Annotated in this window: 19 protein-coding genes; 12 read left to right on the forward strand and 7 right to left on the reverse strand. The window is 72.0% G+C overall.

Annotated elements, in window-relative coordinates; translation table 11 throughout:
* Window positions 1-55 precede the first annotated feature (55 nt).
* Together MFF06_RS12705 and MFF06_RS12710 are read right to left on the reverse strand one after the other, a co-directional pair.
* Complete coding sequence (locus MFF06_RS12705; RefSeq protein WP_238204320.1) at window positions 56-3,649, reverse strand: AsmA family protein; 3,594 nt, start codon at window positions 3,647-3,649, stop codon at window positions 56-58.
* A 152-nt stretch (window positions 3,650-3,801) separates the two neighbouring features.
* A complete protein-coding gene (locus MFF06_RS12710) occupies window positions 3,802-4,068 on the reverse strand; it encodes a hypothetical protein (protein ID WP_238204322.1) in 267 nt (88 codons plus the stop codon).
* Window positions 4,069-4,209: 141 nt separating this feature from the next.
* Between MFF06_RS12710 and MFF06_RS12715 the strand changes: the two genes are divergently transcribed.
* From MFF06_RS12715 to MFF06_RS12750, 7 genes are all read left to right on the forward strand, one after another.
* Entirely contained in the window at window positions 4,210-6,561 is a 2,352-nt protein-coding gene (locus MFF06_RS12715; protein WP_238204324.1) for an ATP-dependent helicase, read from the forward strand.
* Window positions 6,562-7,124: 563 nt separating this feature from the next.
* Complete coding sequence (locus tag MFF06_RS12720; protein ID WP_238204326.1) at window positions 7,125-7,841, forward strand: PhoH family protein; 717 nt, start codon at window positions 7,125-7,127, stop codon at window positions 7,839-7,841.
* Window positions 7,842-7,974: 133 nt separating this feature from the next.
* On the forward strand, window positions 7,975-8,244 hold the full coding sequence (locus tag MFF06_RS12725) for a hypothetical protein (protein ID WP_238204328.1): 270 nt from the start codon (window positions 7,975-7,977) through the stop codon (window positions 8,242-8,244).
* Window positions 8,245-8,448: 204 nt separating this feature from the next.
* Window positions 8,449-8,739: an accessory factor UbiK family protein gene (locus tag MFF06_RS12735; RefSeq protein WP_238204329.1), complete on the forward strand. Its 291-nt coding sequence runs from the start codon at window positions 8,449-8,451 to the stop codon at window positions 8,737-8,739.
* A 283-nt stretch (window positions 8,740-9,022) separates the two neighbouring features.
* A complete protein-coding gene (locus MFF06_RS12740; RefSeq protein WP_238204330.1) occupies window positions 9,023-9,532 on the forward strand; it encodes a type III secretion system chaperone family protein in 510 nt (169 codons plus the stop codon).
* An 8-nt stretch (window positions 9,533-9,540) separates the two neighbouring features.
* Window positions 9,541-10,344: a pyrroline-5-carboxylate reductase gene (gene proC, locus MFF06_RS12745; RefSeq protein ID WP_238204477.1), complete on the forward strand. Its 804-nt coding sequence runs from the start codon at window positions 9,541-9,543 to the stop codon at window positions 10,342-10,344.
* A 352-nt stretch (window positions 10,345-10,696) separates the two neighbouring features.
* On the forward strand, window positions 10,697-11,422 hold the full coding sequence (locus MFF06_RS12750) for a TetR/AcrR family transcriptional regulator (protein WP_238204331.1): 726 nt from the start codon (window positions 10,697-10,699) through the stop codon (window positions 11,420-11,422).
* 180 nt (window positions 11,423-11,602) lie between these two features.
* Here MFF06_RS12750 and MFF06_RS12755 read toward each other — a convergent pair whose 3' ends face one another.
* Window positions 11,603-12,031: a response regulator gene (locus MFF06_RS12755; protein ID WP_238204332.1), complete on the reverse strand. Its 429-nt coding sequence runs from the start codon at window positions 12,029-12,031 to the stop codon at window positions 11,603-11,605.
* 247 nt (window positions 12,032-12,278) lie between these two features.
* Here MFF06_RS12755 and argJ point away from each other — a divergent pair, with 247 nt between their 5' ends.
* From argJ to MFF06_RS12770, 3 genes are read left to right on the forward strand one after another with little or no spacing between them, the layout of a single operon-like run.
* Entirely contained in the window at window positions 12,279-13,526 is a 1,248-nt protein-coding gene (argJ, locus tag MFF06_RS12760; protein ID WP_238204335.1) for a bifunctional glutamate N-acetyltransferase/amino-acid acetyltransferase ArgJ, read from the forward strand.
* Window positions 13,523-14,239: an SIMPL domain-containing protein gene (locus MFF06_RS12765; RefSeq protein WP_238204337.1), complete on the forward strand. Its 717-nt coding sequence runs from the start codon at window positions 13,523-13,525 to the stop codon at window positions 14,237-14,239. The genes argJ and MFF06_RS12765 overlap by 4 nt, the downstream gene beginning before the upstream one ends.
* Before the next feature lie 5 nt (window positions 14,240-14,244).
* Window positions 14,245-14,646 carry a (deoxy)nucleoside triphosphate pyrophosphohydrolase gene (locus MFF06_RS12770; RefSeq protein WP_238204339.1) on the forward strand — a complete coding sequence of 134 codons (402 nt, stop codon included), beginning with the start codon at window positions 14,245-14,247 and terminating at the stop codon, window positions 14,644-14,646.
* Window positions 14,647-14,749: 103 nt separating this feature from the next.
* Here the strand turns inward: MFF06_RS12770 and MFF06_RS12775 are convergent, their stop codons facing one another.
* Window positions 14,750-15,283 carry a gamma carbonic anhydrase family protein gene (locus MFF06_RS12775; RefSeq protein WP_238204341.1) on the reverse strand — a complete coding sequence of 178 codons (534 nt, stop codon included), beginning with the start codon at window positions 15,281-15,283 and terminating at the stop codon, window positions 14,750-14,752.
* A gap of 31 nt (window positions 15,284-15,314) precedes the next feature.
* A complete protein-coding gene (locus MFF06_RS12780) occupies window positions 15,315-16,094 on the reverse strand; it encodes an ABC transporter ATP-binding protein (protein WP_238204344.1) in 780 nt (259 codons plus the stop codon).
* A gap of 197 nt (window positions 16,095-16,291) precedes the next feature.
* Here MFF06_RS12780 and MFF06_RS12785 point away from each other — a divergent pair, with 197 nt between their 5' ends.
* Complete coding sequence (locus tag MFF06_RS12785) at window positions 16,292-16,570, forward strand: hypothetical protein (RefSeq protein WP_238204346.1); 279 nt, start codon at window positions 16,292-16,294, stop codon at window positions 16,568-16,570.
* 175 nt (window positions 16,571-16,745) lie between these two features.
* A complete protein-coding gene (locus MFF06_RS12790; protein ID WP_238204348.1) occupies window positions 16,746-16,931 on the forward strand; it encodes a hypothetical protein in 186 nt (61 codons plus the stop codon).
* A 23-nt stretch (window positions 16,932-16,954) separates the two neighbouring features.
* On the opposite strand, the gene MFF06_RS12795 is transcribed toward MFF06_RS12790, so the two are convergent.
* Entirely contained in the window at window positions 16,955-17,767 is an 813-nt protein-coding gene (locus MFF06_RS12795; protein WP_370876531.1) for an ABC transporter permease, read from the reverse strand.
* Window positions 17,768-17,837: 70 nt separating this feature from the next.
* The gene (locus MFF06_RS12800) at window positions 17,838-17,981 is read right to left on the reverse strand and encodes a hypothetical protein (protein WP_238204351.1); all 144 of its coding nucleotides are present in this window, start codon (window positions 17,979-17,981) and stop codon (window positions 17,838-17,840) included.
* Between the last annotated feature and the right edge of the window lie 87 nt (window positions 17,982-18,068).

An 18,068-nucleotide genomic window follows, 5' to 3' on the forward strand; every position in this document is an offset into this window, starting at 1 on the left:
GACGGGAGGGCGTCGCGATCGACAAAGGCCGTAGCGGCCGGCCGGTAAGAATCCCTTAATCGGGCGTCTTCGGGGCAGGATCCCCCGCGGCGGGGTTCGGGGCGGTGGGATCGACCATGACCGGTGCTCCCGGAACCGGGTTCGCCGGGGCCGGATCCCTCGATGGGGATTCCCTCTGGGCAGGCTCCTTCGGCGCAGGATCCTTCGGTGCCGCCTCCTTGGCGGCTTCCCGCGCCGCCGCCCTCGCCGCCTCTTTCGCGGCCTCCTTCGCAGCCTCCTCGGCGGCGGCCTTCGCGACGATGCGGGCCTTGTCCATCTCGATGCGGGCGCGGCGGCGCTGGCGCTCCAAGTCGTCGGCTTGGAGGAGGCCGATCTGGTCGAGTTCCCGCTGCAGCACGAAGGCGGCGAGCCCGTTGGTGAGCGGGCCGACATCGACGCTGCGTTCGAGGGCGCCGGGCGGTCCGCTCAGGGTGAGTTGCACGCTCGGCGGTCCCGCCTGCCATCCCGGCGGCACGGTCTCGTCGGTGAGGAGGCCCCGGGCCTCCAGGCGCCCGTCGCGGAGGGTCTTGGTCACGGTGCCCACCCAGCGGGCGGCGCCGAAATCGACGGTGAGCGGCCCGGCGCGCAACACGCCGCCGACGATGGTGGCCGGGGCGGAGGCCGGCCCCTTCGCCGTGGCCCGCCCCTTGTCCGACCCCTTATCAGATCCCTTGGCCAACTCCTCCGTCAGCAGGGATGCGAGGCGTCCCTCGCGCAGCGGGTCGTCGCCCTCCACGGTACGGGTGAGGGCCCGGCCCAGGGCCGCGGGGTCGAGGTCCGCGAGGGTGAGGCCGGTCAGCGTCAGGCGACCGCCTCCGGCGAGGTCGGCCACGAGGCCGTCTTGCGTGTCCGCGCTGGTGGCGGCCCGCCACTCGGCGGAGAACCGCCCGCCGAGGCGCGCCGTGCCCGCGAGGCCGGAGAGCGCCGCATCCTCGATCCGTCCCTCGCCGGTGATCGACAGGGTCTCGCCCCTCCGGGTGAGGGTGGCCGCGCCCGCGAGGCGTCCCCCGGCCAGGGTGCCGCTCAGGCCGCCGAGCGTCAGGCTGTCCGCGTCGAGGCCGAGGCCGAAGCGCGCCTTCGCGGCCGTGAACCCGCGTCCGAGGTCGAGAGTCGCGACGGTGACGTCGAGGCTGGCGGCGTAGCGCTCCGGGAGCGCCCCGAAGCGGGGTCCGGCCTGCGGCATCACCAGGGCGGCGGCGACCTGTGGCAGGGACAGTCGGTCGAGGCCTACCCGGCCGCGCAGCACCCCGTCCGCCCCGCGCGAGAGGCGGGCGTCGATGGCAGACCCGGCGACCTGCCCGGCGATGCCCGCGACGGGCGCGCCCGCATCCGTGCCGAAGCTCACCGTCGCCTCCGCCGGCCAGGGGCCGGGATCGAGTTGCGCGGCGCCCGCGAGGGTCAGGAAGGGGGTGAGATCGGTGGAGCGAACGAGGACGTCGCCGTCCGAGGGCCAGCTCCCGCCCGTCGGCCAGTGCAGCGGCTTACGCGTGGCGAGGGTCGTGCCCGCGACCTGCCCCGCGAGGGTGACGGCCAGGCCGGCGGACGAGGGGTCGGCGGTCAGGCGGATCTCCGCCGGCCGGTCGAGGGCGGGGATGTCGCTCCGGCCGAACCACGGGGCGGCGCTCGCGCCGGCGAGGGTGGCTTGTCCCGCCACGAGCCGCCCGTCGCGGCTGGTGGCCGACAGGTCGATGCTGCCGCCGCCCGCCCGGCCCTTGGCCTGGAGCCGCAGGCCCGACGCCTCCGCGGCTGCCCTGTCGAGGGTCACGGAGAGGTCGAGGGGCGCGTCGCGCAGGAACGCGGGCAGGCGCCGCAGGTCGCCGGTCCAGACCCGTTCGAGTAGCCCGACCAGCGGCGCCGCCACCGGCGCCGTGATCCGTCCGCCGATCCGCCCGGATCCGTCGGCGGCGAGCGTGCCGGAGAGCTTGGCGCTCGCCCCGGCGAGGTCGGCGATGTCGAGGCTCTCGACCACGAGTCCCGACCCGTTGGACTGGATCTTGGCGGCGATGGTGCCCGAGGGGGTTCCCTTGGCCGGTCCGGCCGATCCGTAGCGCACATCCTCCGCCTGGAGGGTCAGGGCGAAGTCGAAGTTGCGCAGGGCGTCGAGGGCGGTGCCGAGGGGCGGCAGGGCGGCGATGTCGAGGCCCGCCGCCCGCAGCTGCGCGTCGAACCGCCCGCGTCCGGTGCCGGACGGGGCGACGAGGCGGGCGTTGCCGGTGAGGCGGGCGGTGCCGAAGGTGGCCCGCAGGCTGCGCAAGGAGAGGTTGTCCGCGCTGGCGGACACGTCGGCGGCGAGGTCGAGGGGCCGGCCGTCGAACAGGTCGAGGAGGGGATCGTCGAAGCCGAGCCGGCGCAGGAGGCGGCCGAGTTCGTCCGAATGCGGCGCCGTCAGCGAGACGGGGCCGTTGAGTTGCAGGGGCGTGCCCTCCACCTCGCCGCTCGCCGTCAGGCTGGCGTCCCCCGGCGCCGTGACGGCGAAACGGCGCAGAAGCACCCCTCCGCCCCGCTCCAGGGTGGCGGCGAGGGACAGGTTCGACCACTCGGCGCCGCCGAAGGCCGCGCTGTCGATCGCGGTGTCGAGGTCCAGCATCACCGGCAGGCCCCAGCCGCCGCGGGGAACGCCCCGGGCGAGGAGGGCGGAGCCTTCCGGCGAGGTCAGGAAGGCGTCGAGATCGAGGCGCCGGGCCTTCAGGCTGAGCCCTGCCCGCCATCGGTGCAGGTCGAGCCGCCCCGTGCCTTCGAGGCGCAGGGGCTTGCCGCCGGGATCGACCTCCAGGCTCACCGGATCGAAGCGCACGTCGAGGCCGTTGGCGGTGAAGCTGCCGGCGAGGGTGAAGGGCAGGTAGGCCCCCGCCGCCTGGGTCGGCGGGCCGACGACGAGGCGAGCCTTGCCCTCGGCGGTGATGACGGTCGCCGCCGGGTCGGAGGGGCCGGGCGCGAGGCCGATTCTCGCATCCACCTCGAAGGCGGGGGCCGTGTCGCCCCCGCCGGAGATCTTCACCGGCAGGGCGCCCCCGGCGTCGGGCGTGCCGCTCGCCGCCCGGAACGGCACGCCGCCGCTGGTGCCTTCGATCCGCCAGGGACCGAGCAGGGACGGCGTCCCGATGCGCAGGTCGGCGGCGGAGAACCGTTCGGAGGCCGACGGGGAGGCCGACAGGCCGGAGGAGGTGGTGACGATCGCGAACTGCCCGACATGCAGGTCGTCGATAGCCAGCTTCCGGTCACGCAGTTCGGTGAACAGCCGGGGCGGCAGGCGCAGGGCGTCGTCCCCCGCGGTGGGGAGGCGCAGCTCCGCCCGGCCGATCCGCGTGTCGAAGAATCGCATCTCGCTCTGCAGCAGGGGCGGCAGGGCGATTTCGGCATCGACGGCCCGGGCCTCCAGGGACGGGCCGCCCGCCTCGCCGACGATCAGGCGCTCGAACCGCACATGCGGGGAGGGCAGCAGCCTGACCGCGATCGAGCCCTCGCTGCGCACCGGCAGGCCGAGGGAGGCGGAAACCGCGTGATCGATGTAGGAGCGCTGGGCCGACCAATCGATGAAGGGCGGAACGGCGAGGGCCGCGATCAGGACGAGGACGATCGCGCCAGCGAGCGCGGTCAGCAGATCACGCACCGTTCCCGTTCCAGACCATTCCGCGCGACGACCCGGACATCGCGCGACCCATCGCGGCCCCCCAGGGCCCGTCGCCGACCGCTATAGCATGAAGAGTCCAGCCCCGCGCGTGGCCGGCTCGCCCTGCCTGGGGATCGCGGCGCGGGGCGCCCTCAGCGCCCGACGCCGCCGCGCGGCGCGATGGCCGGCGGGGCGGGGGTCGGCGGGGCGTTCTGGCTGCGCTGCATGTCCATCCGCAGGGTGTTCATCTGGCTGGTCTGATCCTGCTGGATCGCGCGGTTGGTGCTCATGGTCGACATCGACTGGTTCGCTGCGTTGGGATTGCCCGGCTGGACCTGGGCCGAGGCCGGGGCGGCGAGGGGCAGGAGGGCGGCGAGGCCGATGGCCGTGGCGGCGAGGGTCGTGCGGGTGGGGGTCATGAGACGTGTCTCCCTGGTTCGTGTCGAGGGGGTCAGAAGGTCAAGCGCAGGCCCCCCCGTGGGTTCCGGGCGCGCCCACGGGTCGCGCTCCGGGGACGCACCGGCCTCGACGCCGTTCGCGATTTGGTCCAGGGATGGGACATGCAGAACAGCCCCAACGCCCTGCCCGCCGCGGAGGGCCCCTCCGCTTCGATCACGGCCCGCGCGATGGGCGCCCTGCGCCGGGACGCGAGCCCCTACCTCGACGGGCTCAATCCCGAGCAGCGCCTTGCCGTGGAGACCACAGAGGGGCCGATCCTCGTGCTGGCCGGGGCGGGCACCGGCAAGACGCGGGTGCTGACGACGCGCATCGCCCACCTCATCTCCACGGGCCGCGCCCGGCCCTTCGACATCCTGGCCGTGACCTTCACCAACAAGGCCGCCCGGGAGATGAAGCACCGGATCGGCGCGCTGATCGGCCCGGCCGGGGAGGGGATGCCCTGGCTCGGCACCTTCCACGCCATCGGCACCAAGATCCTGCGCCGCCACGCCGAATTGGTCGGGCTGAAGTCCGACTTCACCATCCTCGGCACGGACGACCAGTTGCGCCTGATGAAGCAGGTCCTGGCCGACCAGAACATCGACGAGAAGCGCTGGCCCGCCCGCGCCCTCAGCCACACCATCGACGGCTGGAAGAACCGCGGCCTCTCCCCCGAGCAAGTGCCGCCTGGCGAGGCCTCGGCCTTCGCCTTCGGCAAGGGCGGCACGCTCTACACCGCCTACCAGGCCCGACTCGCCACCCTCAACGCGGTGGATTTCGGCGACCTGCTGCTGCTCTGCCTCAAGCTGTGGCGGGAGAATCCGGACGTTCTCGAAAACTATCAGGATCGCTTCCGGTATATCTTGGTCGACGAGTACCAGGACACCAACGTCGCCCAGTACCTCTGGCTGAGGTTGCTGGCGCAGAAGCGGAAGAACGTCGCCTGCGTCGGCGACGACGACCAGTCGATCTACGGCTGGCGCGGGGCGGAGGTCGACAACATCCTACGCTTCGAGCACGATTTTCCCGGCGCCACCGTCGTGCGGCTGGAGCGCAACTACCGCTCCACCGGCCATATCCTCGCCGCGGCCTCCGGCCTCATCGCCAGGAACGAGAGCCGGCTCGGCAAGACGCTGCGCACCGAGGACGAGCCCGGCGAGCAGGTCACCGTCACGGGCGCCTGGGATTCGGAGGAGGAGGCGCGGCTGCTCGCCGAGTCGATCGAATCCCTGCAGGCGAAGCAGCATCCCCTGTCCGAGATCGCGGTGCTGGTTCGGATCTCGGCGCAGATGCGCGAAATCGAGGACCGCTTCGTCCAGCTCGGCCTGCCCTACCGGGTGATCGGCGGCCCGCGCTTCTACGAGCGGGCCGAGATCCGCGATGCGCTGGCCTACCTGCGCATCACCATGAACGGCAGCGACGACCTCGCCTTCGAGCGGATCATCAACACGCCCAAGCGCGGCTTGGGCGACGCCACGTTGCAGCAGCTCCACGGCTACGCCCGCGCCGAGCGGGTGCCCCTGCTCACCGCCGCACGGCGCCTGTGCGAGACCGACGAGCTGAAGCCCAAGGTCCGCTCGACCCTGCGGGCGCTCACCGAAAGCTTCTCCCGCTGGGCGCGCCTCGTGGAGAGCCAGCCCCATTCCGAGGTCGCCCAGACGATCCTGGAGGAGTCGGGCTACACGGCGATGTGGCAGAAGGAGCGCTCCGCCGATGCCGCCGGGCGCCTGGAGAACCTCAAGGAGTTCGTGCGCTCCATGGAGGAGTTCCCGGACATGGCGGCCTTCCTCGAACACGTCTCCCTCGTCATGGAGGCGAGCGAGGCCGAGGGCGCCGAGCGGGTCTCGCTCATGACCCTCCACGCCGCCAAGGGGCTGGAATTCGACACCGTGTTCCTTCCCGGCTGGGAGGACGGACTCTTTCCCAACCAGCGCGCCCTCGACGAGAGCGGCCGCGCCGGGCTGGAGGAGGAGCGCCGCCTCGCCCATGTCGGGCTGACCCGCGCCCGAAAGCGGGCCAAGCTGTCCTTCGCCGTCAACCGGCGCATCCACGGGTTGTGGTCCTCGACCATCCCCTCGCGCTTCATCGACGAGCTGCCGCCCGCCGCCGTCGACGTGGTGGAGGCCCCCGCCCATTTCTCGGCGGGCGCCTCCCGCTTCGACCGCAACCCGCAGCCCTTCGAATCGAGCTACGGCACCCCCGGCTGGCAGCGCGCGCAGGCGAATACCGGTGGGCGCGGATTTTCCGCCTCGCCCGGCCGCCGGGGCAGCGGCTCCTCGGGCCCCCGCCAGATCGAGGGCGAGCTGATCGCCAAGTCGACGGGCGCGCCCTCGGCCTTCGCCGTCGATCAGCGGGTCTTCCACACCAAGTTCGGCCCCGGGACCGTCGCCGGCGTCGACGGCAACAAGCTCACCGTTGACTTCGACAAGGCAGGCCGGAAAATGGTGCTCGATAGCTTCGTCCAGGCCGGATGAGGCCGTCCCGCCGATCGAGCCCGGACGTGTCAGGGCGGCGAGGTCGGCCGGCACCGCCCCCTCCGGGCGAGACAGGATCGAGGTCGTGCCGGATGCCGCGCCATCCCGTGATCGCCGCCTTGCCTGCTCGCTTTTCCCGTTTCTGACCACCCTGCCGTCACGGCGGGCGCAGCGAAGCCAACCAGGGCAGCGGAACGTCGTCACGCGTGGCGGGTCCCTGGATGGCGTCGCCGACGCTCGCAGCGACGTCCCGGAGGCGTGGCCGTCGCGACACGCGACCGCAGCGACTTCCCACGATCGCCCGACCATGCCCCTCGGCGTCACCCTTCGGTCACACCCGGTGATTCATCGTCGGCCGCGACCGATCGTGGTGCGTCGGTTGCTTGGTCGGCTTCGTTATCCGCCCGCGACCCGTCGCTCTCCACAGGCGACGTCGAGCGGCCCGGAACTTCGACGAGCTGCAAGAATTGGCCCGTCGAAGACAATGCAGAAGGCCTGTTTAACAAGAACACGTCGTTTCAGTGACACGTCCATGTTGGCCCGTCCCGTTGGAGTGTTGACCCATGAAGAGACGCCGCGCACGCCTTGAACTGGTTGACGACCGTAACGCCCGCCTTCATCGCACTCGCTTCGACGAGGAACGACACTTAAGTCCCATCCAGCCCCTCACCGACCGGCAGGCCGAGTATCTTGAGGCCCTGGGCAGTTCCCCGCAGGTCATCGTGCTGGGGCCCGCCGGCACCGGCAAGACCTACATCGCCGGCACCCGCGCCGCCGATCAGTTGCGGCAACGTCGCATCAGCAAGGTCGTGATCACCCGGCCGAACGTCCCCTCCGGCCGGTCGCTGGGCTTCTTCCCCGGCACCCTCGAAGAGAAGATCGCCCCCTGGGTCGCCCCCCTCACCGAGGCCATGAAGGAGCGCATGGGCGCCGGGGCCTTCGAGATCGCCCTGAAGGCCGGCGACATCGAGATCGTTCCCTTCGAGGTGATGCGCGGGCGGACCTTCAAGGACTGCCTCGTGATCCTTGACGAGGCGCAGAACACCACCACCAACGAGATCAAGATGTTCCTGACCCGCATCGGCGACGATTGCCAGGTCATCATCAACGGGGACGTCTCCCAGACCGACCTGCGCGAGACCTCGGGGCTGCGCACGGTGATCCACCTCATCAAGAGCCGGATGATGCCGATCCCGGTGGTCGAGTTCACCCGGGCGGACATCGTGCGCTCCGGCATCTGCGCCGAATGGGTCGCAGCCTTCGAGGAAACGAATCTCTGACTTGACCGTTACCAGCGGCGGGCCGGTCACGGCCCGCCGTGCCCGATGCGGCACGAGACTGCCCTCCGAACCTCCCCTCCGGGAGGATGAACCGGGCTATGAGCCCGGAAAACGGAACATTGGAGTCTCCCTCGTGAGGAAACTGACCCTGACCGTCGCGGCCCTCGCCTCGCTGTGCGGCGCTGCCCTTGTGACGCCCGCCCTCGCCGTGCCCGCCTCCCCCGCCGGAGTCGCCGCCCCCGAGGCCATGACCACGACCGTCGCGATGACCCCGATGGAGCGCCGCATGATGCACCGTCGCATGGAGCGCCGGATGATGCATCGCCGGATGGAGCGCCGCATGATGCACCGGCACATGGAGCGCCGGATGATGCAGCGCCGCATGATGCGCAACGGCATGTAAGCCGTCCGGCCCCTTCCGCGCGGAGGGGCCATCCCGGGGGCCGAACCCCGGGGCACCTCTCCGTCCTCCGGGGCGGGGAGGACGCGATGGGCGCGCGGACGGCGTTGCCCCCGCCCTCCGGGATTCTTATGTCGGGGCGCTCCGGTCACCGGGTCCGCCAGCGCCGCCGGCGCGGCCCCCGCTGCCCGAGCCGGGAGTTGCACGATGCCCCCCTCCAACCGCCTGTTCGACGATCTCGCCCGCCTGATGACCGATGCCGCCGGTGCTGCCCAGGGGGTGCGCCGGGAAGCCGAGACGGTGGTGCGCGCCCAGGCCGAGCGGCTCATCCGCGACCTCGATGTCGCCTCCCGCGAGGAGGTGGACGTGCTCCGCGACCTCGTCACCAGCCTGCGCACGCAGAACGAGGCTCTGGCCGCCCGCGTGGCCGCCCTGGAGGCGAAGGCGGGTCCGTCGGCGAGCCCCGCCGGGGCCGCGGGCCTGAGCGAGGGCGCCTGATTCCCCGGTCCAAGGTTTGTGCACAGGAAGCCGCAGCGGCGATTCCGTTTCCTGTTCACTGACCCCGCAATCGGCTTTGTGTCGCGAGTCGCGCCCGGTCTATATTGGGTCACGAACTGATTCGGGGGAGACGGAAGGATCACTGCGAGGGATTCGTAGTCGTTCCGCCGCCTTCCACCGGGATCGGGCGTCTTACTCAAGATCTCGGAAGCGTCGAGGCGCTTCCCTTCATGTCAGCACCGCGCCGGCACGGAGTCGAACCGCGCCGTTAACCTGGATCGTCATGCCGCTGCTTCACATCGACTATTACGATCCGAGTCGCAGCGAGCATCCGCTCGACGTCGTGGAGCGTCTCGCGTCGCTGCGCGACTGGATCTTCGATCGGGCCGAGACGGACGAGATGTCGGTGACCAGCCCCGGCCGCTGGACCAACTACAACGTCGCCTTCACGTGGATCGAGGATGTCGAGGCCCTGCACGTGGCCTGCGCCTTCGACCTCAAGGTGCCCGAGCGGCGGCTCCAGGAGATCCAGCGCCTGATCGGGCTCGTGAACGAGCAACTCTGGATCGGCCATTTCGATCTGTGGTCGAGCGACCACGTCGTCATGTTCCGCCACTCGCTGCTGCTGGCGGGCGGCGCCGTGCCGACCCAGCCGCAATGCGCGACCATGATGAAATGCGCGGTCGATGCCTGCGAGCGCTACTACCAAGCGTTCCAGTTCGTGCTCTGGGCCGGCAAGAGCGCCCGCGAGGCCCTCGACGCCACCCTGTTCGAGACCGAAGGCGAGGCGTGAGCGCCGGGATGCCCCCGTCGCTGACGCTGCTCGGCGCGGGCAAGATGGGCGGGGCGATGCTCCTGGGCTGGCTCGATGCCGGGCTCGATCCGGCCTCGACCACGGTGCTCGATGCCGCCCCCTCCGAGGCCGTCACCCGGCTCGCCGCCGAACGCGGCGTTTCCCTCAATCCCCCGTCGCCCACGCCGTCCGACGTGCTCGTCCTCGCGGTCAAGCCCCAGGGGCTCGACGCGGCGGCGGATGCCGTCGATCGGCTGATCGGCCCCTCGACGCTGCTGGTCTCGGTCCTCGCCGGCAAGACCGTCGCGGATCTGCGGGGCCGGCTGCCCTCGGCGGGGGCGGTCGTGCGGGCCATGCCGAACCTCCCGGCGAGCATCGGGCGGGGGGCGACGGGCGCCTTCGCCAACGCCGCCGTGAGCCCGGATCAGCGGGCCTTCGCGGAGGGGCTCCTCGCGGCGACGGGTACGGCCGTCTGGCTCGACGACGAGGCGTCGATCGACGCGGTGACGGCCGTGTCGGGGTCCGGCCCGGCCTACGTCTTCCTGATGGTCGAGGCCCTGGCCGAGGCGGGAATCGCCGCCGGCCTGCCCGCCGACACCGCCCGCCGCCTCGCCCGCGCCACGGTCACGGGGGCGGGGGCGCTCCTCGACGCCGATCCGGCCGAGGCCGCCGCCCTCCGGCAGGCCGTGACCTCGCCCGGCGGCACCACCGCCGCGGCCCTCGCCGTCCTCATGGCGGAGGACGGCCTGCCCGCCCTGATGAACCGCGCCGTCGCGGCGGCCAAGCGCCGGGCCGGGGAATTGTCGGGCTGAAGTCCGGCCCGCCGGGCAGCTCATGCCCTGGCCGGTCGGGGACCGCCGTGCGTCATCCCGCGCGCGCCCCCTGCCAGCGGGCGGTCCGCTTCCTAAATGAGGAGCAGGACAGACCCGAACAGACGACGGACCGATGAGCGAATCCAAAGGCCCGACCAAGCGGACCCGCAAGACGCCCGCCGCAGCAGCCTTGCCCGAGGCGACCTCCGCCAAGGCGACGCCGCCGCGTGAGGAAGCGCATTCGCCCAAGCTGTCGTCACCCAAAGCACCGCCAAAGGCACCGGCCAGACCCGCCTCGTCCCCGAAAGCCGCCGCAGCCTCCAAGTCGGCGTCTCCGAAGGTATCCGATTCCGTGACATCCTCTTCGACCGACCCGGCTCAGGACCGGACCGGAGCTCCGGCCGCTCCGAAGGCGTCGCCCCGCGAGGCGGCGGTGGAGGCGTTGATGCGGCTGGCCGCCGAGCAGCCCTGGAGCGACATCGAGATCGGCGACATCGCCCGCGAGGCGGATCTCAGCCTGGCGGAGTTGCGGGAACTCTTTCCCTCCAAGGGCGCGGTGCTGGGCGGGCTGGCCAGGATCATCGACCGGAAGGTGCTGGAGGGCGACGGGACCGACCTCGCCGACGAGCCGACGCGCGAGCGCCTTTTCGACGTGCTGATGCGCCGCCTCGACGCCATGACGCCCTACAAGCCGGCCCTGCGACGCATCTCCTACGCGCTGCGTGGCGATCCCTTCTCCGTGCTCGCCCTCAACGGCGTCATGCTCAATTCGCACCGCTACATGCTGGCGGCGGCGGGCATCGATACGGAGGGACCGCTGGGCCAGCTCAAGCTTCAGGGCGTCGTCATCGCTTTCGCCCGGGTGACGCAGGTCTGGCTCGACGACGAGGATCCGGCGCTCGCCCGCACCATGGCGCGGCTCGACAAGGAGATCCGCAACGGCGAGAAGTTCATGGAGCGCGCGGAGGATGTCCGGCGCCTCACCGCGCCGCTGCGCGCCATCGGCCGCTCGTTCCTCGACCGGCGTTCGCCCCCGGATCGCGACGAGGATCGTCGCGACGATCCATCGATGGCGTGACGGCGGAACGCTTCAGGGGGGCGTTCCCGGGATTTCCGGTTCGCCCCCACTGCTCCGTTTTTACGGGCGCAGAGAGCAAGCCAGGGTAGCGTGACGTCTCGGAACGTGGCGGATTCCTGTATTGCCTCGCCGCGGTCGCAACGACGAGAGCGCAGCCATCCGAAATGAGCTGGCGCCGCCTCAGTCGTACCGCCCGCTCAGGACCTCGCGGACCGTCCCGACGATCTGGCGCCCGCGGAGTTGCTCGCGCTCGATGGTGAAGGCGTCGGGGACAACGTCGCCGATGTCGTCCTCGATGGGGTCGCTCGCGAAGACGATTCGCAGGTTGGGCCGGAGATTCCGGGCCTCGACGGCGAGGCGGCTGCCGCAGAGGCTGCCCTGCAAAGAGGCATCGATGATCATCACATCGACGGGCAGCCCGAGGGCCAGCACCGTCATCGCGTCGACGCCGCGATCGCAGACGGTGGCCTGGAAGCCGGCTTGGTGCGCCTGCGCGGACGCCTCCTCGCGCCAGCTCCTCTCGTGCCCGACCACGAGCACCTGAACGCGGTAACAGCCTCCGGAGGCGGCGGAATACCGCTCGGAGGAGCCGACGTCGGTTGAGCCCATTTCCGTGAGTCCACCCGTTCGCGTTGCGTTGCGGTATGCTACGAGCAGTTGCTCGGCGGGCGCAAGGGGGAAGGCGCCAAATTGCCCCAATCCGTACCGTCCGTGCCCAACCCCGCGCCATCACTTCCGCGTGCCGCCGGATGAGGCAGTCGGCCCGGCGGTTGACGGGGCACCGGCTCGGCGGGCAACACCACCCGCGCCCGGCGCGCCGCCGGGCGTCCCGCCGGATCACGGAGCCTCCGCGTCGATGTCGTCCAAGCCGTCGCCCGTCTCGCCCCTCGCTCCGGCGAGCTACCCCGACCTCCCTCCCGTGGCCGGCGTGCGCCTCGCCACGGCGCAGGCGGGGATCCGCTATTCCGGCCGGACGGACGTGCTGTATGTCGGGCTCGAAGCCGGGACCCAGGCGGCGGGCGTGTTCACGCGCTCCAAGTGTCCCTCCGCCCCCGTCGATTGGTGCCGGGATGCCCTGGCGGGCGGGTCGGCCCGGGCGCTCGTGGTCAATTCCGGCAACGCCAACGCCTTCACCGGACGTCTCGGCCGCGAGGCCGTCGCCCTCACGGCCCGCATCGCGGCGGCTGCGGCGGGCTGCGCCGAGGGCGAGGTGTTCATCGCCTCCACGGGGGTGATCGGCGAGCCGCTGCCCGCCGAGCGGTTCGAGGGCGTGCTCGCGGATTGCGCCGGCCGCGCCAGCGACGGATCGGCGGCCTGGGCCGAAGCAGCGCGGGCGATCATGACCACCGACACCTTCCCCAAGCTCGCCACCCGCGAGGCCACGATCGGCGGCACCACCGTCCGGATCAATGGCATCGCCAAGGGCGCGGGGATGATCGCCCCGGACATGGCGACGATGCTCGCCTTCGTGTTCACCGACGCGGCCCTGCCGCAGGCGGTCCTCCAGACCCTGCTGGCGGAGGGCACGGGCCGCAGCTTCAACTGCGTCACGGTCGATGGCGACACCTCGACCTCCGACACGCTCATGCTCTTCGCCACGGGCCGGGCCGGCCACGCCCCGGTGGGGCAGGCGGGTGACCCGGCGCTCGCCGGGTTCAAGCAGGCGCTCGACGACCTCCTCATCGAACTCGCCCAACTCGTCGCCCGCGACGGCGAGGGCGCGCGCAAGTTCGTGACGGTGAGGGTCGAGGGCGCGGAGAGTGACGCCTCGGCCCACCGCATCGCGATGTCCATCGCCAACTCGCCCCTGGTGAAGACGGCGGTGGCGGGCGAGGACGCCAACTGGGGCCGGGTGGTGATGGCGGTGGGCAAGGCGGGCGAGCCCGCAGACCGCGACCGCTTGGCCATCTGGTTCGGCGACGTGCGCGTCGCCGTCGAGGGCGCCCGCGATCCCGCCTACAGCGAGGAGGCGGCGAGCGCGGTGATGCGCGAGCCGGAGGTGGAGGTGCGGGTCGATCTCGGCCTCGGCGCGGGCCGGGCCCGTGTGTGGACCTGCGATCTCACCAAGGGCTACATCGAGATTAACGGGGATTACCGCTCGTGAAGGCCCCTCTCCTTGCAGGCGCCGTCGCGCTGATGGCGGTCCCGGCGGTCGCGGACGATGCCGCCTGCCCGAGCCGGATCACCGTGGTCGGACGGGCCGCCACCGCGCAGGCACCCGATTTCGCGGAGATCGCGGTGGGGATCGAGGCCAAGGGCGCCAGCGCCTCCGCAGCCCTCGATGCAGCCTCGAAGGCCGCGGCGAGCGTCTCCACACTCGCCCGCGAGGCCAACGTCCCCGCCGCTGATATCGGTACGGCCGCCGTCACTCTGCGCCCGGCGACGCGCACCGTCGCCCGCCCCGGCGGCGGCATGACGGAGGAGCCGGACGGCTATGTCGCGAGCAACGCCGTCCGCCTGCGCCTCGGCGACATGACGCGCCTCGGCGACCTTCTGGCCCGAATGGTCCAGGGCGGGGCGAACCGCATCGACGGGATCACCTTCGGTCTGCGCGATCCGGACGGGGTGACGGCCAAACTCCAGGTCGAGGCCACGCGAGACGCGCGGGCCAAGGCCGCCGCTCTGGCGGAGGCGGCGGGGGCGAAGCTCGGGCGGCTCTGCACCCTGAGCGTCCTCGGCGCCGAGCCGACGCCGCCCTATCCCATGGGAATGCGGGCCCTTACCGCCGCCGCCCCGAAGGCCCGGCCGGTGCCGGTGGAGGCGGGGGCGATCGAGTCCGCCGCCTCCGTCACCGCCGTCTATGCCCTGGAGCCGTGAGCGCCATGCGTCTCCTGCTGGTCGTCGCGGTGGCCCTGGTGGATACCGATGGCCGCGTGCTCGTAAGCGAGCGGCCGCCGGGCAAGCAGCTCGCGGGCCTCTGGGAGTTTCCCGGCGGCAAGGTCGAGCCCGGCGAGCGCCCGGAGGAGACGCTCATCCGCGAACTCCACGAGGAACTCGGGATCGCGGTGGAGGAGCCCTGCCTCGCGCCGCTCACCTTCGCGAGCCACGCCTATCCGGAGTTTCACCTCTTGATGCCGCTCTACGTCTGCCGCCGCTGGACCGGGACGCCCCGGCCGATGGAGGGGCAAGCGCTCAAGTGGGTGCGCCCGAAGTCGCTGCGCGACATCCCGATGCCCCCGGCCGACGAGCCGCTGATTCCGTATCTGATCGATCTGCTGGGGTAGGGTCCTTCCCTCCTCCGACCCTCACCGTCCTTGCTTCGGCTCGCGCTCGCAATGACGGAGGGAGCGACGCCTTTCCGGCCGGACACCAAGGTGGCCGGCCCTCCTATTTATCGATCCGCCGCAACCCCTTCCGGTAGCGCTGGCCGTTCTCGACATAGCGCAGGGCGGATTGCCGAAGGCCCTCGATCGCCGCCGCGTCGAGGATGCGCACGGCCTTGGCCGGGGCGCCGACGATCAGGCTGTTGTCGGGGAATTCCTTGCCCTCGGTGACGAGGGCGTTGGCGCCCACGAGGCAGCCCCGGCCGATCTTGGCGCCGTTGAGGATCGTCGCGCCCATGCCGATCAGCGAGCCGTCACCCACGGTGCAGCCGTGGACGATGGCGCCGTGGCCCACCGTGACGTCCTCCCCAATGGTGAGGGGGAAGCCCGGATCGACATGCATCACCACGGCCTCCTGCACGTTGCTGCGGGCGCCGATGCGGATCGGCTCGTTGTCGCCCCGCAGGATCGCGCCGAACCAGATGCCGACGTCGAGCCCGAGGCTGACCTGGCCGATCACCTGCGCATCCGGGGCGAGCCAGAGGCGCTCCGGATCGGCGACCTGGGGCTCGTGCGCGTCGAGGGCGTAGAGGGGCATGGACAGTCTCTTCGCGGGGAGGTGGTGAACCCTACCACCAGTTCGCCTGGGTGGGGCTCGCTTCGGAGCGGGGCGACTCGGGTTTCAGGGACCGGTCGAGGGCGGCGAGGATGGCCCGCGAGGCCGCCTCGCTGCGCGGATCGGCCGGATCGCGCGGGCGGGGCAGGGCGAGGTGGACGGTGCCGTCGAGGCGGCCCGGCCGGGGCCGCATCACCACCGCCCGGTCGGCGAGCGCCACCGCCTCCCCGACATCGTGGGTCACGAGGATGACCGTCGGCTTGTGCTCGGTCCAGAGGGCGAGCAGGTGGCGGTGCAGATCCTTGCGGGTGAAGGCGTCGAGCGCCGAAAACGGTTCGTCGAGGAGGAGCACGCGCGGCTCCGCGACGAAGGCGCGGGCGATGGAAACCCGCTGCTGCTGCCCGCCCGAGAGGTCGCGGGGCCAGCGGCCGGCATGGTCGGCGAGGCCGACCCGGTCGAGGGCATGGGCCACCCGCTCCCGGCGCTCGGCCCCGCGCAGGTGCGTCAGGCCGAAGCCGACATTGGCGGCCACGTCGAGCCAGGGCAGCAGGCGCGGCTCCTGGAACACGAGGCCGACGCCCGGATGGGGGCCGCCGATGGGCTCGCCGTCCAGGCTGATCGTGCCCGCGCTCGTGCGATCCAGGCCGGCGATGAGCCGCAACAGGGTGGTCTTCCCGCAGCCGGAGCCACCGATCAGCGCCAGGATCTCGCCCGGCGGGACGCTGAGGTCCAGGCGCTCGAGGGCACGGGTCCCGTCGGCGTAGGTCTTGGTCAGGCCGGTGATGGCGAGCACGCCGCGCTCCGCAGGGGCACAAGCGGGGAGGAGGTCCCCTGTCACGGGAATGGCACAGGCGCGCGCCGCCTGCCAGATCCCGCCCGCTCCACGCGGAGACTCGCGCGGACCCGGCGTGACCGGCGCCGCAACTCCCGGTATGCGCGATCGGCCGGGCCGCCGCCGCGCGCGGGCCCGAATCTCCCGGGAGAGCGACGATGATCCGAATCGCCATGGTCCTCGCCCTCGGGTTGCTCGGTGCTGCGCCCGCCGCCTCGGCCGATCTCGGCGTGCCGCAGCCGCCCCTCGGCCGATTCCGGGCCACCTGCGAGGATCTCGGCAAGCTCTGCTTCGCGACCGCCTGCGGCCGGGATCAGATCGCGGCGTCGCTCTCCTGCCGGGCGCAATGCCCGAGCGCGGTGACGATGTCCGTGGTCCCCGACGCCTGCCCCCTGAGCCTGCTGCCGCGGGACGTCGTTCTCCGCCGCCGGGGATGAGCAATTTACATTCAACTGTCCCTGTCTTCGCACTTCCGTAGGTTGAAATAGCTCAGGGCGCACAAATATTCGCGGGACGATGCAACGAAGTCGCGACTTCGGCATTGACGGTTCGACATTACCGGCACTGAGATGATTGCCCGTCGCGGTGCGCCGCCGGGGCGGGATCACGACGATGCGTAAGACGAACCTTCATCCGCCCCGGCAGGGTCTGAACGCCAACCCCGTCCTATACGGCGTGGCGGCAGGCCTTGCCGAACTCTATCCCCTGACCGATCCGCCCAAGCCCGGCCGGGACAAGGACGAGCCGGGCAAGGAGGAAGCCCGGGATCCGCGGGAGGACCGGCGGACATCCGGCTGAGGCGGGCGCTTCCCCCGTGCCCGTCAGAGGCTGTCCCGCGCCGTGTCCTGCCAGCGCACCAGGGGTGAGGTCAGGGTCACGAGCAGGGCGTCGGCGAGCTTGCCGACCACCGCGAAGGCGATGATCGCGGCCAGGATCTGGTCCGGCTTGCCGAATTGCTGGCCATCGACCAGCAGGTAGCCGAGTCCCTCGGACGCGCCCATCAGTTCCGCCGCCACCACGAACAGGAAGCCCAGCCCCAATCCCGTGCGCAGGGCGGTGAGGGTGGCGGGCAGCACGGCGGGCAGCAGGATGCGCCGGACCTGCGCCGCCTTGGACAGGCGGAAGATGCGGCCGACCTCGACGAGCTTGCGGTCCACGGAGGCGATGGCCCCCGCCACGCCGACATAGACCGGGAAGAACACCCCGACCGCGATGAGCAGAACCTTCGGCGTCTCCAGGATCCCGAACCACAGGATGAACAGAGGCACCCAGGCCAGGGACGGCACGGCGCGCAGGGCCTGGAGGGACGGATCGATCAGGGCGCGCAGGCGCGGCAGCGTGGCCACCAGGGCGCCGGCCAGGATGCCCGCCCCGGCCCCGAGGGCGAAGCCGAGGCCGACGCGCACGAGGGTCGCCTCCACATGCATCGCCAGATCGCCCGAGGCCGCCAACGACCACAGGGTCGCGCCGATGCGGCTCGGCGGGGGCAGGAGGCGGCCCGAGACGAAGCCCGAATCGACCCCGGCCTCCCAGGCCCCCGCGAGCAGGAGGGGCGGCACGAGGCCGAGAAGCCAGCGTCCGCGCACTGGTCTCGGCTGGGTCTCTTCGGACTCGGGCAGGGGGCTCAATCGCATGTTCCGGCGCAGGGGCGTGTCTGTCCCCGCGGGGAGGTATGGGACCGGGCGGGGCCCGGACGGGGGACGGTCAGGCGGCCAGCCGGGAGAGCAGCATCAGCGTCGCCGCCACGGGGCACCCCGCCGCGATCCACAGGGCCAGGGGGTGGAACCCGCTCGGGCCGGCGAGCCGCGCCGGGGCCACGGTCGCCGGTGCCGAAGCCGCAGGGGCCATGCCCCGTCCGTGCCCCTCGACCTGTCCAGACCCGAATCCGACCGGCATGACGGCCCCCTTCTCACAGGGGACAGACAATACCCGAAG

The organism is Methylobacterium aerolatum (assembly GCF_022179085.1).
GTDB lineage: Bacteria > Pseudomonadota > Alphaproteobacteria > Rhizobiales > Beijerinckiaceae > Methylobacterium > Methylobacterium aerolatum.

Coding starts and splice junctions, on each gene's coding strand:
- MFF06_RS12770 (WP_238204339.1), top strand. CDS start 14,245: ATGCGTCTCCTGCTGGTCGTCGCGGTGGCCCTGGTGGATACCGATGGC.
- proC (WP_238204477.1), top strand. CDS start 9,541: ATGCCCCCGTCGCTGACGCTGCTCGGCGCGGGCAAGATGGGCGGGGCG.
- MFF06_RS12720 (WP_238204326.1), top strand. CDS start 7,125: ATGAAGAGACGCCGCGCACGCCTTGAACTGGTTGACGACCGTAACGCC.
- MFF06_RS12740 (WP_238204330.1), top strand. CDS start 9,023: ATGCCGCTGCTTCACATCGACTATTACGATCCGAGTCGCAGCGAGCAT.
- MFF06_RS12755 (WP_238204332.1), bottom strand. CDS start 12,031: ATGGGCTCAACCGACGTCGGCTCCTCCGAGCGGTATTCCGCCGCCTCC.
- MFF06_RS12775 (WP_238204341.1), bottom strand. CDS start 15,283: ATGCCCCTCTACGCCCTCGACGCGCACGAGCCCCAGGTCGCCGATCCG.
- MFF06_RS12735 (WP_238204329.1), top strand. CDS start 8,449: ATGCCCCCCTCCAACCGCCTGTTCGACGATCTCGCCCGCCTGATGACC.
- MFF06_RS12800 (WP_238204351.1), bottom strand. CDS start 17,981: ATGGCCCCTGCGGCTTCGGCACCGGCGACCGTGGCCCCGGCGCGGCTC.
- MFF06_RS12785 (WP_238204346.1), top strand. CDS start 16,292: ATGATCCGAATCGCCATGGTCCTCGCCCTCGGGTTGCTCGGTGCTGCG.
- MFF06_RS12795 (WP_370876531.1), bottom strand. CDS start 17,767: ATGCGATTGAGCCCCCTGCCCGAGTCCGAAGAGACCCAGCCGAGACCA.
- MFF06_RS12715 (WP_238204324.1), top strand. CDS start 4,210: ATGCAGAACAGCCCCAACGCCCTGCCCGCCGCGGAGGGCCCCTCCGCT.
- argJ (WP_238204335.1), top strand. CDS start 12,279: ATGTCGTCCAAGCCGTCGCCCGTCTCGCCCCTCGCTCCGGCGAGCTAC.
- MFF06_RS12710 (WP_238204322.1), bottom strand. CDS start 4,068: ATGACCCCCACCCGCACGACCCTCGCCGCCACGGCCATCGGCCTCGCC.
- MFF06_RS12790 (WP_238204348.1), top strand. CDS start 16,746: ATGCGTAAGACGAACCTTCATCCGCCCCGGCAGGGTCTGAACGCCAAC.